Here is a 14,719-nt window from a genome sequence, read left to right as displayed (position 1 = left end):
GGCGACCTACTCCGCCGACTGAACTGAAAGGTTGCTGACGATGCTCCTTCCCGCTAGGACACTGCGCGTTTCCGTGGCTACCGCCGCAGCGGCCGTCACCGTTACCCTCGGGCTCACCGCCTGTGGCTCCGACGACAAGTCCGACACCGCAACGGCGACAACCACCAGCGCGGTGGCCACCAGCGCCGACCACGGTGCGCACGGCACCGCGACCGCACCGACGGCGGACGAACTGAAGGCCACCCTGATGCTGGTCGCCGATCCGGCCAAGTCGACCGCCGAGAAGACCGCGCTCATCGTCAACGGCGACAAGCGCACCGCCAATATCGATCAGATGAATCAGGCGCTCGCCGGCTACGGCGCGCTGACCTTCGCCGTCACCGACGTCAAGGTCGAAGGCACCACCGCGACCGCACAGGTCGTCATCACCTCCCCGCACGGAGCCGCCCCGGCCATGCCGATGACCTGGGAACACGTCGATGGCAAGTGGAAGCTCTCCGACGCCACCGCCTGCACCATGCTCGGCTTCGCCCAGGCGCCCTGCACGTCGTAGCGGGCACGGACCCGAGGCCGCCCCCGCCCGATACGACGGGACGAGGGCGGTCTGTGTTCGATCGGTCATGTTGCGCTCGCTACATCAGCCCTTGGACGGCCTGCGCTGCGGCTTCGGCGTGACGGTGCCCTCGGCCAGTCGCCGTGCACTCACCAGGAAGGCGGTGTGGCCCTGCATGCGATGTTCCGGCCGAACCGCAAGACCGACGACATGCCAGCCACGCACCATCGATTCCCATGAGCGCGGCTCGGTCCAGCACTCCTGCTCACGCAAGGCCTCCACGACTTTCGACAGCTGTGTGACGGTGGCCACATAGACGATCAGCACACCGCCGGGCACCAGCGCCTTGCTCACCGCGGGCAGCGCATCCCATGGGGCGAGCATGTCGAGCACGACGCGATCGACCGGCGGGCCGTCATAGGCCGCGACGTCGGCGACGGTCAGCGACCAGTTAGCCGGACATTCGCCGAAGAACGTCTCGACATTGCGAACGGCGTGCTCGGCATGGTCATCGCGGATCTCGTAGGAGATAACTTCCCCCTGCGGACCGACCGCGCGAAGTAGCGAACATGTGAGCGCGCCGGAGCCTGCTCCGGCCTCCAACACCCGCGCGCCGGGGAACATATCGCCCTCGTGCACGATCTGCGCGGCGTCTTTGGGGTAGATGACCGCGGCACCGCGCGGCATCGACAGCACGTAATCGACCAGCAGCGGGCGCAGCGCGAGATAGGGCGTGCCGTTCGTCGAGTTCACCACGGTGCCCTCGTCGGCGCCGATCAGGCTGTCGTGCTTGATCCCGCCGCGATGCGTGTGGAACTCCTTACCGGGTTCCAGCACCACTGTGTAGAGGCGCCCTTTGGCATCGGTCAGCTGTACCCGGTCACCGGTGGTGAATGGCCCGGTCCGTCTGGCCGTCATGAATCTCCGTTTCGATCGGTCGATGCGGTCCTACAGTGTTGGCACCGGCGTGTCGGTACCGCCGGATAGCCTGCCAGGTATGCCAGTGCCCGTGACCACGCCCCCCGCCGACGCCGATTCGGCGCCCGAGCCCGGAGTGATGCCAGATCGCTCCCGGCCAGCGTTGTCCCCTTCGCGGGCAATGGATTTCAAGCAGTGCCCACTGAAATACCGCTTCCGCGCCATCGATCGGATCCCGGAGCCGCCGTCGCGCAACGCCGTGCGCGGCACGGTGGTGCATGCGGTGCTGGAGGACCTCTACGGGCTTCCGGCGGCCGAGCGCAGCCCTGAGCGCGCCGCCCTGCTCGCCGAACCGGCCTGGGCCCGTGTGCTCGCCGAACAACCCGAGATCGACGAACTCGTGGCCGACGATGGTCTTGCCGAGTTCCTCGGCGAGGTGCGCACACTCGTCGAGACGTACTACCGGCTCGAAGATCCGACCCGGTTCGACCCGGAATCCTGCGAGTCGCGAGTCGAGGTCGAACTCGACGACGGAGTGCTGCTGCGCGGCTTCGTCGATCGCATCGATGTCGCGCCAACCGGTCAGCTTCGCGTGGTCGACTACAAGACCGGTCGCGCGCCGGGAGTGGCACAGGAGGCCAAGGCGCTGTTCCAGCTGAAGTTCTACGCGCTGGTCGTGCTGCGCACCCGCGGCATTCTGCCCACCCAACTACGGCTGATCTATCTGGCCGACGAACAGCTGCTCACCTACGCCCCTGACGAGGACGAGCTGCTGCGCTTCGAACGCACCCTCTCCGCGCTGTGGCAGGCGATTCTCGAGGCGGGCCGCACCGGGGACTTCCGCCCGAACACCAGCTGGCTCTGCGGCTACTGTGCCTATAAAGACCTATGCCCCGAATTCGGCGGCACACCCCCGCCGTACCCCGGCTGGCCTGATGGCGGCACCCGCGAATCAGCGGATGAGACGCTGGCCGACGCGCTCTCGGAGTGAGCGCCTACTTCGCGCGGAACGCCAGTAACGCATCCAGCGCGCCGCCATGGGATCCGAGCACGTACACCGCCCCGCTCAACACCATCACGCCCACCACGTCCCCCGCGGCGATCAGCATATTTCGAGTTCTCCGCCACGGGCTGGCCGTTTCGACGCCGATATCCATCACTGTCCTCCGATAGTCACAACGCTGTGGCACCACGGCGCCCCAAACATCTTCCGACACTTTAGTCATCCAGTATCGGGAACGAATCGTTAACATTTCGTGAGCAATCGACGCTGGTCACCGCGCCGCACCCACCAACGTGTGGATGCGGCACGCGCCGGTCAAACCGTGAAGTTGTGGAACAGCAGCACCGAAAGGCCGAGGCCGACAAGAAGATTCACCACGACAGCCGAACCGAAGACCACAATCGGGCGCCAGCCCGCCTCGCGCAGGCCGCGCAGCGAGAACTCCAGGCCGATGGAAACGAACGCGAAGATCAGAAACCAGGTGCGCAGGTCGTTGATGATCGCGATGTGGGCCGCGCCGGCCTTCTTGTCCACCGACTGTAGGTAGAGGGTGCCGATGACGGAGGCGGCCACGAAGCCGATCACGAACTTCGGGAACCGCTCCCAGAACTGCCCGAGCGACGGCCGCGCCGTGCCCGCGCTCCGCTCGACCCGCAGGGTGAAGTAGGCGGTCAGCGCGATCGCGACAATGCCGATCAGTGCGTTCTGGGTGGTCTTCACGATGGTGGCGATCTGTAACGCCTTCTCCCCCGCGATGGCGCCGGAGGCGGCGACGGCAGCGGTGGTGTCGATATTGCCGCCGATCCACGCTCCGGCCACGGCGTCGGACAGCCCGAAAACATCAGCGAGCCATGGCAATACGAAGATCGAGGGCAGCGCAAAAATGATCACCAGCGATGCGGCGTAGGCGATCTGCTCACGTCGGGCCTGCACCGCGCCCGCGGCCGCGATCGCCGCGCTCACGCCGCAGATCGACACCGCGGACGACAGCAGGGCGCGCAGCTTGTCGTCGAGCCCGAGGCGACCGCCGAGCCACCAGGTGAAGGCGAACACCGAGGTGATCAGCAGCAGCGCCTGCAGGATCGACGGACCCGCGGCGGTCACCAGAATCTTCAGGTTGATCGATGCGCCGAGCAGTACCACACCGGTCTTGATGAAGAACTCGGTGCGGAAGCCGGCCGAAAGCCGTTCGCGCAAGTCGAGTTTGGCGAGTACCCCATTGCCGAGCAGGCCGATGACGATCGCATAGACCGGGAACTCGATCGACCTGGCGACCCGCTGCAGCGGAGTGTCGACAGCCCAGCGCGGCACATGGGTATCGAAGTAGCGGGTCAGCGCACCGAGCAGGATGACGACGGCAATGCCTACCACCACCTCCGTCACCGTCGGGCGGGCGATCGCCTGCAGCGCAGCGGTTTCCGACCGCACCGGCACATCGGTGTCCGACTGCGCAGGAGCATCGACGTCCGACTGAGCAGAGGCATCGGTTGTCGCCGCCGGCTGCTCGGTGTCGATCGTATTGTCAGCCTCGGCTACCGCGGGTACTTCCGCATCGGTCTCCGACATCACGGCACCAGCCAATCCGGGATGACGCCGACGAGAACCAGCGCAATGAGGGCGAGTCCGACAATTGCCGCCAGCCAGTCCTCACTCCACGCGAATGTGCTGCCCGAACGTTCCTCAGGCGGTGTCTGTGACACGATGTGCTCCTTGCGTTTCCTCATCGAGAGGCCGCACAGTAGCAACGTTCGACGAGGCAGCACACCGGTTGCGCTCGACGTGAATTAATCACCCGGACAACACAAACCGACCGTGCGCATGGGTAGGACACCTGCTCGCGGCCGCCCGAACACTCGGCAACTCAGACGCGCCGAACGGCCGATGCCATGGCGACGAAATCGCGCGCATCGGCCATTCTCGGGCAGCAAACACGACCAGACAAGGCACCCGCCACCCGCCGAGGCGCCTCAGAAGGCGCGGCAGGACCGGATATCGGTGGCGAGAATCGCCTTGGCACCCAACTCGGCAAGCTGATCCATGACCTCGTTGCCCTGTTTGCGCGGCACCAGGGCGCGGACGGCGACCCAGCCGGGATCGGTCAGCGGCGAGACCGTCGGCGACTCCAAACCCGGGGTGACCTGTACCGCGGCGTCCAGGAGCTCCTTCGGGCAGTCGTAATCCAGCATCAGGTACTGCTGTGCGAACACCACGCCCTGAACGCGCGCGATGAGCTGGTTGCGGGCGCGGTCCTTCTGATCGGAGCCGGTCCGTTCGATCAGCACGCCCTCCGAATCGCACAGCGTCTCACCGAACGCGACCAGATTGTGCTGACGCAGCGTGCGCCCGGAGCCGACCACATCGGCGATGGCGTCGGCGACGCCGAGCTGGATGGAGATCTCGACCGCGCCGTCGAGGCGGATCACCTCGGCCTCGATGCCGCGTGCACGCAAATCGCTGAGTACCAGGTTCGGGTAGGAGGTGGCGATGCGCTTGTCGTAGAGGTCCTCGACCTTCCATTCGCGACCGGCCGGGGCGGCATAGCGGAAGGTGGAGCGGCCGAAGCCGAGCGAGAGCCGTTCCTGGACGGTGGCACCGGAATCCAGCGCGAGGTCGCGACCGGTGATGCCCAGGTCGAGCTCGCCCGACCCGACGTAGATGGCGATGTCCTTGGGCCGCAGGAAGAAGAACTCCACCTGGTTGGCCGGATCGAGGACGGTCAGGTCGCGGGAATCGGTGCGCTTGCGGTAGCCGGCCTCGGACAGGATCGAGGTGGCGGATTCGGACAGGGCGCCTTTATTGGGGACTGCGACGCGCAGCATGGGGAGGGTGTCCTTTCGGAAGGGAGAAACTACGGAATCCGGCGACCGTCACAGATGTCGGTACACGTCTTCGAGCTTCAATCCGCGGCCGACCATCAGCACCTGGACCCAATAGAGCAGTTGCGAGATCTCCTCCGCGAGCGACTCGTCGCTCTCGTGCTCGGCGGCGAGCCACACTTCACCGGCTTCCTCGAGCACCTTCTTGCCCTGGCTATGCACGCCTGCGTCCAGCGCAGCGACAGTCCCAGACCCCTCGGGGCGGGTGACTGCACGATCCTGGAGCTCGGCGAACAGGGTTTCGAAGTTCTTCACGAGAGGTCATTCTTTCAGACCCGCATGCGGGCCTGTTGCTGCGGTCCGCACGCACCGCTACGCCGCCTGTCATCCCCGCCGACCACCACATGCCCGGCAGGACACCGGCGGCGACGGCCAACCGGACCCGTCATCCGCGTGCACATGCCACCGATGTGATCCGGCCGCCGCCACCACGACGGCCGGTACATCGGAACTGCCTGATCACGCGCCCGAGAGCAGCGCCTCCAGATCAGCAACAGCCGTGCGCAGATGATCGGCGAACGCATGCATCTCGTTCGCGACCGCGCGCGGCGTCGCGAGGTACAGATTCCACCGGTCCGGCAGCAGCACGTATGCGACGCCGATGCACTTGGGACTGGTGGACCCGAATCCGAAGTAGCGGATGTTGACCGACGGCGCCGAGCTAGTGCTCAGATAGTCGTCGCGCATGATCGTCCAGCCCGGGCTGTCGTAGAGCGGGATCGGCGCTTCGACGCCGAGCTCGGCGCCGCGGCGGCGTTGAATCCACTGCAGCTCCCAGAGGTGCTGTTCGGGCGCGTCCCCCGCCTGGCACTGTTTGGCCCGCTCGACGTGCGCGGTCGCCGCGGCCCGTGCCGCGGTCACCCGGTCGGCGGGAGCGGTCGCGGGATCCTGCATGGCGTCGACGAAGGCCACCAGCTGCGGGGTCACTACCCGCATCGCCTCGGTGCGGCCGTTGCGGTATTGGCGCGTCGCGATGGATTCGTAGGTGGCGCCGGTGAGACCTTTGCTGCGGCGGTGGGCCAGCTGATAGCTCAACTGCGCGAAGGCATCCGGCGAGATGCCGAGCTGCTTGGCCCGAGCGGTGCCGAAGTTCTCGAAGGTGACTGTGGTGGTGGCGTTCTCGGCCGCATACCGAGCGAAGGCCGCACCCGCCGCCGCGATATCGCTGCGCTGGGCAGCATCGAGCACGAACTCGATCGGTTCGACCGGGGGCAGCCCCTGCGGCTGTGCGCCGGACCGGTCGGCATGCTCTTGCGCGGGCTTTTCCAGCAGCGTGTCCACGAACGACAGGATGGTGGTGCCGTCCAACCCGCAGTGCTCGATATTGATGCCGGCCTGCCCGTCGCCGAAGACGATGAACGACACGGCCTTGTCGAACCACCTATTGGCGCTGTCGCCATGCAGCAGCTGATCGCAGGCCTGCAATTCGTCGCGTGGGGTGAAGTCCTCCAGACACAGGCAGAACAATGCGGTCTCGATGGTGTCCAGCGCCGCGATGTTGGCCGGTTCGGCGCGCAACCCTTGTCTACTCGCCGCCCATTCGGCGCGCGCTTTGGTGGTGAGATGCCCGACCGCGGTGTCGGTGCGGGCCGAGCGCGCACCGGCCTTCAATACCGCGCGCAGACCGTCGGCGAGGTCGTCGAGCGAGTAGGGCGCGCCGTCGGGCCCGATCACATCCATCCGGAACATGCTCCCGCGGAAGAACACGACGATGTGCCCGGCCTGCGACGGCCCCGGCCATTCCGCGCTGTAGGGCACCCGTACGGAATCCTGTTCCGCGCCGGGAATCCGCGTCTCGGAGAACAGGTATTTGTGCTGCCACATCGTCAGCAACTGCCCACGCTGGGTGGCGGGCGGGATCTCCTCGGCGTCCAGCGCCAGCTTGTAGTCGACGGCGGCCGCGACGATCCCCGCCGCACGCTCCACCTGGTCGGGAGCGGTCGAGGTGGCCAAGGGGGTGTCGTCGCGGAAGAGGAAGAAGAAGTTGGCGTTCAAGGCGATTCGATCGCGCCTGCCGAGGTAGCGCGACGGCCAGAACAGATCCAGCCAGCTCCCGACGCCAGGGGTCGCGTCGTATTCCGCCAGTGCGGCGTGCAGAGTCCGGCCGGGGCCGTCCGCGCGCAGCAGGTCGGCGACGGCCGCCTCGGTGGTGGCGATTTCATCGGCGGTCAGCAGCGGTGCGCACCATTCCAGGAATCGGGCGCAGCTGTCCTCCAGCGTCGGCAGCGGCACCCGGGGCAGGTGTTCGTCGGCGGCGAAGGTGCGTTGACTCAATGCAGTTCCTCGGGGTCGGCGTGTTCGGTCAGCGGGCGAGAGAGGTACAGGTTGGCGTAGAGCCAGCCTTCGGTTTCGTGATCGGTGGTGTCGATGCCATTGTCGGACAGAGTATTCAGCACCTGCGTGCGTTCGGCGTCGGAGGCAAACCTGCGTTGCTCGAAGATGCCGGGCGCCTGCTCGGTGCGGTAGCCGAGCGCGGCAAGCTCCGCGGCCATCGGCTCGAAGCTGAACATGCGCAAGACGAAGTGTGCCATCCACGGCCGCCGGTGTGGGTGCGCGAGCGCAACCCGGGACAAGGTTTTTTCGGTCACGTAGCCGACACAGCCGGTGGACACGACGATATCCGCAGTCGCCAGGATGGCCCGCTGCTGCTCGGTCGGGTCCGCGGCCTCCAGGTCGGCGTGCACGGTGTCGTGCAGGAATCCGGCGGCGTTGGCGTAGGACAGGGCAGGGTGAGCGGCATCCATGCCGATGAAGCGAACCTCGGGCAGCCGGTCCTGCGCGGCCAGCCGGGCCCGATCGCGGGCGATGAGCGCGGTCTGGTCGCCTTCGGCCCGCCGGTAGTGCCCGGCGAGTTCGCCGATAGTGGTGTCCAGGCGCAGCAGCGCTGCATTGACGCCGTAGGAGCAGCCGATGTCGAGCACCGTCGGGGTACTCACCCGCGCCGAGGCGCAATACTCCCGAATCTGTTGCTGAAAGAACGGTTTCGCCAGTTCCGGAATCCGATAGTCGAGTTCGGCCATCCGGGCGTAGTAGTCGCGGGGATCGGGACGGGTGTAGATATCGTCGAAGGAAGCTTTCCCGGTCGTGTGTAACGGCACTGACACTAGTTCGTTCCTCTCGGGTCGAGCTCTGCACTGTCCAGGCAGCGTCGTTGTACTCAGTCGAGCAATCGGTCGCCTCGGACGGCGTCGGCCGCGGCGGCCAGGTGGTCGGGCAGCACCCGCCCGAACAGCTGGCGAGTGCGCTCCACGGTGCCGATGACACCGGGACGATTCGTGTAGGCGAAGATCGCCGAATGTCGTTGCGTGCCGCCCTCGACCGGCGACACCCGGTGCAGCGAGAAGCGGCCCTTGAACAGCTGCAGGTCGCCGGGCCGCAGGTCCAGTCGCCGGATCAGCCGTGCCCCCGCGCCGGTGAGCACGCCGCGCACGTCGTCGAGGTTCTCGGCCTCGGTCGAGCGGATATTGGGGCAATACTCGAAGACACCGCCCGTCTCGGCGGGCTGGGTCAGCATGCTGACGGTGAATTCGTTGGTGTCGAAATGCCACGGATGCGACATTCCGGGCGCGACGACATTCAGACAGAGTCCGGCCAGCGGATCGGCGAATTCGTGCAGTTCGGCCAGTCCGAAACAATCCGCGACGAACCGCTGGAACACCGCGCTGGTGTAGAGGCGGTAGATCAGCGCGTCGACCGGGATCCGATCGCGCGGCACGAACGCATTTCCGCGGGTTAGCACGATCCGTCCCGGATGGTCTTCCGGCAGTTCGGTATCCAGCGGAATGTTGTACGCATTCACCCGCTCGACCTTGTAATACGCCTCGGGCGCTACGGCCTCCCCCTGCGCGCGCAGCGTCTCGATCAGCTCCGGCCGGATGAATTCCCGCAGCACAGTGCAACCGACCTCGGCCAATTCCGCGCGCGCCTGCGCCACCGCATCCTGCCAGGACGATCCCCCGGGGTCCGCGAGCGAATACCGTGCCGTATCGACGATTTCATCCAGCACTCCCGTCGCTGCCATGGCGTAATTTTGGTGCAGCATTCGCAGACACGCCCGGGATTCGGAAAGATTGCCCGTGACTACGGTCACACCTCCGAACAGCACTCATTTGTGTTGCGGGACAGTAACTCTCACTGAGACTCGCCCGGCATCAGCGACGCATACCTATCGGTCACAATGGCGTCGACCGAATTGTTGTGGCGCAGAACAAGATCAACGCCGATGGCCGGATTCTGCCGAACCCGCTATCGCGTCGCGCACGCGCAATGCGTCGTGCAGATCGCCGAGAGTCAACCCGACCAGCGAATCACGGAAGACGCGGCCCGGCAGCTGCGGCACCGGAATCTCGCACGGGATCACGATCACCGCGCAGCCCGCGGCCTGGGCCGCACGTGCGCCGGTCGGCGAATCCTCGATGGCGACGCAGTTGCGCGGGTCGACACCGAGCAGCTCCGCGGCGCGCAGATAGACGTCGGGTTCGGGCTTGCCGTTGGCCACCTCGTCGCCGCAGACCGACTCGTCGAAGAAGTCACGGCCGAGGGTGTCGAGTCCGAATTCGGTGAGCGACCGTTTGGTGTTGGTGACCAGTGCCGTGGCAAGTCCCGCCGTCCGCACCAGAGCCAGTGCGTCCTTCGCGCCGGGACGCCACGGAATCGGGCCCGTCATCAGCTCGGTCACCCGCCGCTCCAGGAACTCGCCCGCGGCGCGAACGGCGGCGGCCGTGTGCTCGATACCGAGGCCGTCGAACATGATGCGCAGCGCATCGGGGCCCGAAGCGCCGATCAATGCGTGCCGCAGGTCCTGGGTCATCTCGTGGCCGTGCCGGCGCGCCAGCTCACGGACACCGATGTCCCACAGCTTCTCCGAATCCAGCAGCGTGCCGTCCATGTCCCACAGCACACCCGCCAGTTCTGATCGCGCTGTCACCTTTGGTACGTCTCCTTCGTGTCGCCGACTACGTGCCAGAGGCCGCGATCAGCAGTCGCCCATTGTCCGACGCGATCTGGAACCACCGGTTCTCCGATGAAGTCGTGCCGTCCTTCAGGTTATAGGTCAGCGAAGCGACCGCTCGGTTCTCACCGTTCGGTGTGACGGCACCCACGCTCACCGAGCGGACCGAACCCCAGAACCGGGCGTAGGCGTCGTAGCCGCCGGTCTGGGCCTGATAGGCGGGCGACAACTGGGACCACGCGGCGCCCACATTGCCGGGCAGCATTCCGTAGTAGCCCTGGATGAATTGTGCGATCCGCTCGGCAGTGGGCGGGCCGAACGGTGTGGTGGTGATGGTGGTAGCCGGCGGTCGAGTGGTGGTCGGTTTGACCGTTGAGCTCGGCGTGACCGACGCCGATGAGGCACCGGGAGTCCTCGCCTGCGATGCGCCGGACGGCTCCTGCTGCGCGGGTCCCATGGCATTCGTCGACGGGTCCGCCGGGTTTTCCGCGGCGCCCGAGAGGACGGCACCGGTCGACGGCGCGGCGGTCGGGCCGTCCGTGCCGTCCCCGTTGGTCGAGGCCACGATCAGTCCGACCACGATGAGCACCGCGACGACCGCGATAGCCGCGACGGCAAGCAACCGCCCACGCGACTGACCGTCACCGGAACCGCCGGGCAGCGTGCCACCCGAGCGGCTCGGCGGCGCGGGCGGTGCGGCGACCGCGGCGACGGCAGGCGCGCCCGACGCCGCGGCGGCGGAGATCATCTCGGTGGCCCCGGTGGCATTGCCCGCCATGGCCACACCGTCGGAGCCGGGGGCGGCCAGCACCGTCGTCGCGTCCGCTCCTGGAGCAGGCAGCGTCTTCGTCGATGCCGGTGCCGACGCCAAGGCCGGGATACGCCCCGCGGCAACGGCTTCCATGGCCTCCTGCGCCTCGCGCATGGTGGGGCGCGCATCGATCGTCGGCGCGAGCAGCCGCAACAGCACCGGTCCGAGCGCACCGGCCTGCTTCGGCGGCGGTATCTCCCCGCGTGCCACCGCATGCAGCACCGCCAACGGGTTGTCGCCCTCGCCGAACGGTGGCGAACCCTCGACCGCCGCGTACAGGGTGGAACCGAGCGCGAACACGTCGGAGGCCGGCTCAGGATTCTCGCCGCGCGCCACTTCCGGCGCCAAGTAGGCAGGTGTGCCCGCCAGGAAACCGGTCGCAGTGACAGTCACATCGCCGACCGCGCGGGAGATGCCGAAGTCGGTGATCTTCACCGTCCCGTCATCGCCGACAAGCAGATTCGCCGGTTTCACGTCCCGGTGCATGATGCCCGCGTCGTGCGCGGCGGCCAGTGCACCGGCGGCCTGGGCGCCGATCTTGGCCACCTCCATCGGCGTGAGCGTGCGCTTGCCGGACAGTTTGGCCGCCAGACTCGGAGCGTTCATGTACTCCATCACCAGCCACGGCTGGCCGTCCTCTTCGGCGACATCGAAAACGGTGATCGCATTGGGATGATGCAGACGGGCCGCGATCCGACCCTCACGCATCGCCCGCAGCCTGGCCTCGATGGCGGCCGACCGGGACAGACCCGGTGCGAGTAGCAGTTGCTTCACCGCGACGGTACGGCGCAATCGGACGTCGGTCCCCCGCCACACAACCCCCATCGCACCGGTACCGATCGGATCCGTGATCCGATACCGTCCCGCGATCAACCGATCCGAGGTCATGGTGTTGTGCCCCTCCTACTTGCCCGCCGAGTCGTCCAGCACTCCGCGCGTAAGCGGAAATCGTCCAAAATCCTACGCGCTGAAGTACATTGCACCCGAATACAGCAGGATGACGGCATCCGCCGACTGCTCCGGATGCAGTTGCAATGCTTCCGACAATGTCATACCCGGCTGACATACATCCACCATCGCGCGCGATCTTCCGCGATTCCGCAGGTCACCGCAGGCCCTGTCAGCAAAACAGCACGGCGCGCCCCGGCTACGGAATTTCCCGCGACCGGCCTGGACCTGCATCGCGATCGCATATTTCGAGGCAATCACGGCAATAGCCAGTCGAACGGCGCTGCGACCCTTCGGGATCCGATGCGTCGAGAATCACACCGTCCCCTTCGGTCCGATCACCGACGACGGCGGCGGCCGGGCAGCAGCCGAAGGTCCGCTTCGGCCCGGATCGGCGATCCGGGAACCCGGAGCGCGAGACCTCCGTGGTAGCAGAAAGCTACGACAGTTTCCGGTGCTGATCACGGCGGGCTCGATGCTCGTTCCACTAACCGCCGTCAACCGCCGTGCGGGCCAGGACAGTTTTCTCATCAGCCCGGCCCGCGCAGCGCGGGTACTTCTTTCCGCTCACTGAGCTTATGTGTGGGTCGAGGCCGGGCTCACCCGTTCCGCGAACTGGATGATCTGAAGATAGTTTCCGTCAGGGTCGGCGAACGTCGCGAAGCGGCCGGACGGGCGATCCTCGGCGGGGGCGATCCAATCCACGCCCGCCGCCTGCAGCTGTTCCTCGACCTCGTCGAAATTGTCGACGTGGAAGTTGAGGATCACCCGGCCCGGCTCATTGGTTTTCGAGCCGACGTCGTCCCGTTGATCGATGACTAGCAGAAACCCTCCGAGATCGATCGGTCCTTCGCCCGTGTGCTCTGGCGCGAGTGCCTTGCGGTACCAGTCGCGCAGGACCGCGGGCTGGGTGGTGCCGAGCAGGATGCTGCCGGGTTTCGGGGTGGTCATTGGCGAATCTCCTTATTGTGTGCGAGTGCTGGTAGTACGCGGCAGGCCCGGAGTGGGCCTGCTGCCGATTCATGCGTGGGATTCGAGACCGTGTCTCATGTCGTGGATGCCGACTTGACCTCAACGAGAATCACGTTCACTTCGCCCGCCAGCAATTCCCAGGCGTGATCGAAAGCGTTCTCTTGCCAGACGACCGCACCAGGGTTCAGATCCACGATCTGCGTCGTCCCATCCGCCCAGGTCACTTTCTGTCGCCCGGAGCCGAGGTTGACCACCAGCATCGGCGGGTGCGAGTGCATCGCACTTTCCCAACCGTGCGAGGCGCGCGCATGGATCACCCGAACGTGTTCATTCTCGAACAAGACTTGGTGCGCATCGGGATCCACGATCGATGCATGCTGGGGCTTCTGAGCTGAGGCCGGGGTCGAAATACTCATTGCAGGCTCCTATTTGCCGGGTTATTGCGCGACCTTGACGCTGGCTCCACCGCCGGATCGGGGTGATCTCGGAGTGGGCACTGGCTGTCGCATGGATCTGTCCTTCCGAGCGCCAGATCGCCGCCGAGCGCCATCGCCTGACCTCACTGGCTCCGCCGGGTCGACTTCTAAACAATAACCACAAGGAGTTGTGAAAAACAACCGCTATGAGTGGCAGTTTCGAATCGGAGTGGGACAAGGAGGGAGTAGTCATGCCGACCAGCCGTAGCTATCGGGGCTCATGTGGGATGGCTCGGGCTCTCGACGTTGCCGGAGAGCGGTGGGCAAAGAGTTGTGAAAAGCAACTACTATGAGTGGCAGTTTCGAATCGGAGTGGGACAAGGAGGAAGTAGCCATGCCGACCAGCCGTAGCTATCGGGACTCATGTGGGATAGCTCGGGCTCTCGACGTTGTCGGGGAGCGGTGGGCACTGCTGGTCGTCCGGGAGCTGCTCTTGGTGCCACAACGCTTCTCCGAGCTTCGGCACGCCCTGCCTAACGCCAGCTCGAACCTGCTTGCCGATCGACTTCGAGAACTCGAACATCACGGAGTGATCCGTCGCCGCAAACTGGCGTCAACGGCAGGCCCACAGGTCTACGAACTGACAGAGTGGGGCCGGAAGCTGGAACCGATCGTGCTAGCTCTGGGCGATTGGGGGATCGATGCCCCCAACCCCACGGAGCCCACCTCACTCAGCGCCACCTCGGTGCTGATCTTCCTGCGAGGTGCCGCTCGTCCCGACCCGGCAGCGCCGCCGATCGTTTGTCGCCTCGACCTCGACGGCTCGGTCTGGACGGTCTGCGCAGACTCCGGAAACGTTCAGGTGCACAGCGGTGAACCTGCCACGGCCGACATCTCGCTTCGTACGGACCCTAAGACGCTCGGCAGTCTGCTGGCCGATCCAGCCTCGCTCGACGCTGCGCTCGCCGAAGGGAGCGTTGCCTTTGTGGGCGACCTTCTGGCCCTCAACCGGCTGCTATACGGAGGTTGAGGACCAGATCTGCGAAAAGTCCCGCTGAGACCGCGTCTCATGTGGTTGATTTCGCGAGTTTCTTGCCGCAGGTCAGTGCTACAGCGAGGGCTGGGGCTGTACCACCACCACGTGAGACGTGGTCTAATCGCGAGCCGAGTCGACCGACCGCTGAATCCACCGGGATGCGTGAATTGTCTCCCAGCGCTTTCCAACCTCGGACCGACGCGCGGAATCTACGCATTCTTCGCCGTCGCCGGCT

16 protein-coding genes are annotated in these 14,719 nt (G+C 66.1%); 3 read left to right on the top strand and 13 right to left on the bottom strand.

Annotated features, from left to right (window positions below; genetic code table 11):
* The first annotated feature begins 40 nt into the window (after positions 1 to 40).
* Positions 41 to 553 carry a hypothetical protein gene (locus OHA42_RS22120; RefSeq protein WP_406229779.1) on the top strand — a complete coding sequence of 171 codons (513 nt, stop codon included), beginning with the start codon at positions 41 to 43 and terminating at the stop codon, positions 551 to 553.
* An 84-nt stretch (positions 554 to 637) separates the two neighbouring features.
* Here OHA42_RS22120 and OHA42_RS22115 read toward each other — a convergent pair whose 3' ends face one another.
* Entirely contained in the window at positions 638 to 1,471 is an 834-nt protein-coding gene (locus OHA42_RS22115) for a tRNA (adenine-N1)-methyltransferase (RefSeq protein ID WP_406229778.1), read from the bottom strand.
* 139 nt (positions 1,472 to 1,610) lie between these two features.
* On the opposite strand from OHA42_RS22115, the gene OHA42_RS22110 reads away from it, so the two are divergent.
* Positions 1,611 to 2,462, top strand: a complete 852-nt coding sequence (locus OHA42_RS22110; RefSeq protein WP_406239531.1) for a RecB family exonuclease — start codon at positions 1,611 to 1,613, stop codon at positions 2,460 to 2,462.
* A 4-nt stretch (positions 2,463 to 2,466) separates the two neighbouring features.
* Here the strand turns inward: OHA42_RS22110 and OHA42_RS22105 are convergent, their stop codons facing one another.
* The 12 genes from OHA42_RS22105 to OHA42_RS22050 all read right to left on the bottom strand — a co-directional run bounded on the left by OHA42_RS22105 (position 2,467) and on the right by OHA42_RS22050 (position 13,448).
* Positions 2,467 to 2,628, bottom strand: a complete 162-nt coding sequence (locus tag OHA42_RS22105) for a hypothetical protein (protein ID WP_406229777.1) — start codon at positions 2,626 to 2,628, stop codon at positions 2,467 to 2,469.
* Positions 2,629 to 2,789: 161 nt separating this feature from the next.
* Positions 2,790 to 4,040 carry a YeiH family protein gene (locus OHA42_RS22100; protein ID WP_406229776.1) on the bottom strand — a complete coding sequence of 417 codons (1,251 nt, stop codon included), beginning with the start codon at positions 4,038 to 4,040 and terminating at the stop codon, positions 2,790 to 2,792.
* Entirely contained in the window at positions 4,040 to 4,174 is a 135-nt protein-coding gene (locus OHA42_RS22095) for a hypothetical protein (RefSeq protein WP_328400346.1), read from the bottom strand. Before OHA42_RS22095 ends, OHA42_RS22100 begins: the two co-directional genes overlap by 1 nt.
* Before the next feature lie 267 nt (positions 4,175 to 4,441).
* Complete coding sequence (gene hisG / locus OHA42_RS22090; RefSeq protein WP_406229775.1) at positions 4,442 to 5,293, bottom strand: ATP phosphoribosyltransferase; 852 nt, start codon at positions 5,291 to 5,293, stop codon at positions 4,442 to 4,444.
* Positions 5,294 to 5,341: 48 nt separating this feature from the next.
* A complete protein-coding gene (locus OHA42_RS22085) occupies positions 5,342 to 5,605 on the bottom strand; it encodes a phosphoribosyl-ATP diphosphatase (protein WP_040735712.1) in 264 nt (87 codons plus the stop codon).
* 204 nt (positions 5,606 to 5,809) lie between these two features.
* Entirely contained in the window at positions 5,810 to 7,624 is a 1,815-nt protein-coding gene (locus OHA42_RS22080; protein ID WP_406229774.1) for a choline/carnitine O-acyltransferase, read from the bottom strand.
* Positions 7,621 to 8,454 (bottom strand): class I SAM-dependent methyltransferase, encoded by an 834-nt coding sequence (locus OHA42_RS22075; RefSeq protein ID WP_406229773.1) that lies wholly within the window; start codon positions 8,452 to 8,454, stop codon positions 7,621 to 7,623. Before OHA42_RS22075 ends, OHA42_RS22080 begins: the two co-directional genes overlap by 4 nt.
* Positions 8,455 to 8,507: 53 nt before the next feature.
* The gene (locus tag OHA42_RS22070; protein ID WP_406229772.1) at positions 8,508 to 9,371 is read right to left on the bottom strand and encodes an arpA protein; all 864 of its coding nucleotides are present in this window, start codon (positions 9,369 to 9,371) and stop codon (positions 8,508 to 8,510) included.
* A gap of 192 nt (positions 9,372 to 9,563) precedes the next feature.
* On the bottom strand, positions 9,564 to 10,238 hold the full coding sequence (locus OHA42_RS22065; RefSeq protein WP_406239529.1) for an HAD family hydrolase: 675 nt from the start codon (positions 10,236 to 10,238) through the stop codon (positions 9,564 to 9,566).
* Positions 10,239 to 10,305: 67 nt separating this feature from the next.
* Positions 10,306 to 12,000 (bottom strand): serine/threonine-protein kinase, encoded by a 1,695-nt coding sequence (locus tag OHA42_RS22060; protein WP_406229771.1) that lies wholly within the window; start codon positions 11,998 to 12,000, stop codon positions 10,306 to 10,308.
* Between the two features lie 636 nt (positions 12,001 to 12,636).
* Positions 12,637 to 13,011, bottom strand: a complete 375-nt coding sequence (locus tag OHA42_RS22055; protein ID WP_406229770.1) for a VOC family protein — start codon at positions 13,009 to 13,011, stop codon at positions 12,637 to 12,639.
* A gap of 95 nt (positions 13,012 to 13,106) precedes the next feature.
* Positions 13,107 to 13,448: a hypothetical protein gene (locus OHA42_RS22050; RefSeq protein ID WP_406229769.1), complete on the bottom strand. Its 342-nt coding sequence runs from the start codon at positions 13,446 to 13,448 to the stop codon at positions 13,107 to 13,109.
* Positions 13,449 to 13,797: 349 nt separating this feature from the next.
* On the opposite strand from OHA42_RS22050, the gene OHA42_RS22045 reads away from it, so the two are divergent.
* On the top strand, positions 13,798 to 14,478 hold the full coding sequence (locus tag OHA42_RS22045; RefSeq protein WP_406229768.1) for a winged helix-turn-helix transcriptional regulator: 681 nt from the start codon (positions 13,798 to 13,800) through the stop codon (positions 14,476 to 14,478).
* Positions 14,479 to 14,719 lie beyond the last annotated feature (241 nt).

Origin of the sequence: Nocardia sp. NBC_01009 (assembly GCF_045208035.1) — a bacterium.
GTDB lineage: Bacteria > Actinomycetota > Actinomycetes > Mycobacteriales > Mycobacteriaceae > Nocardia.
This window is presented reverse-complemented; position numbering and strand designations above follow the sequence as displayed.

Coding starts and splice junctions, on each gene's coding strand:
- OHA42_RS22120 (WP_406229779.1), top strand. CDS start 41: ATGCTCCTTCCCGCTAGGACACTGCGCGTTTCCGTGGCTACCGCCGCA.
- OHA42_RS22115 (WP_406229778.1), bottom strand. CDS start 1,471: ATGACGGCCAGACGGACCGGGCCATTCACCACCGGTGACCGGGTACAG.
- OHA42_RS22110 (WP_406239531.1), top strand. CDS start 1,611: ATGCCAGATCGCTCCCGGCCAGCGTTGTCCCCTTCGCGGGCAATGGAT.
- OHA42_RS22105 (WP_406229777.1), bottom strand. CDS start 2,628: ATGGATATCGGCGTCGAAACGGCCAGCCCGTGGCGGAGAACTCGAAAT.
- OHA42_RS22100 (WP_406229776.1), bottom strand. CDS start 4,040: ATGTCGGAGACCGATGCGGAAGTACCCGCGGTAGCCGAGGCTGACAAT.
- hisG (WP_406229775.1), bottom strand. CDS start 5,293: ATGCTGCGCGTCGCAGTCCCCAATAAAGGCGCCCTGTCCGAATCCGCC.
- OHA42_RS22070 (WP_406229772.1), bottom strand. CDS start 9,371: ATGGCAGCGACGGGAGTGCTGGATGAAATCGTCGATACGGCACGGTAT.
- OHA42_RS22065 (WP_406239529.1), bottom strand. CDS start 10,238: ATGGACGGCACGCTGCTGGATTCGGAGAAGCTGTGGGACATCGGTGTC.
- OHA42_RS22060 (WP_406229771.1), bottom strand. CDS start 12,000: ATGACCTCGGATCGGTTGATCGCGGGACGGTATCGGATCACGGATCCG.
- OHA42_RS22055 (WP_406229770.1), bottom strand. CDS start 13,011: ATGACCACCCCGAAACCCGGCAGCATCCTGCTCGGCACCACCCAGCCC.
- OHA42_RS22050 (WP_406229769.1), bottom strand. CDS start 13,448: ATGAGTATTTCGACCCCGGCCTCAGCTCAGAAGCCCCAGCATGCATCG.
- OHA42_RS22045 (WP_406229768.1), top strand. CDS start 13,798: ATGAGTGGCAGTTTCGAATCGGAGTGGGACAAGGAGGAAGTAGCCATG.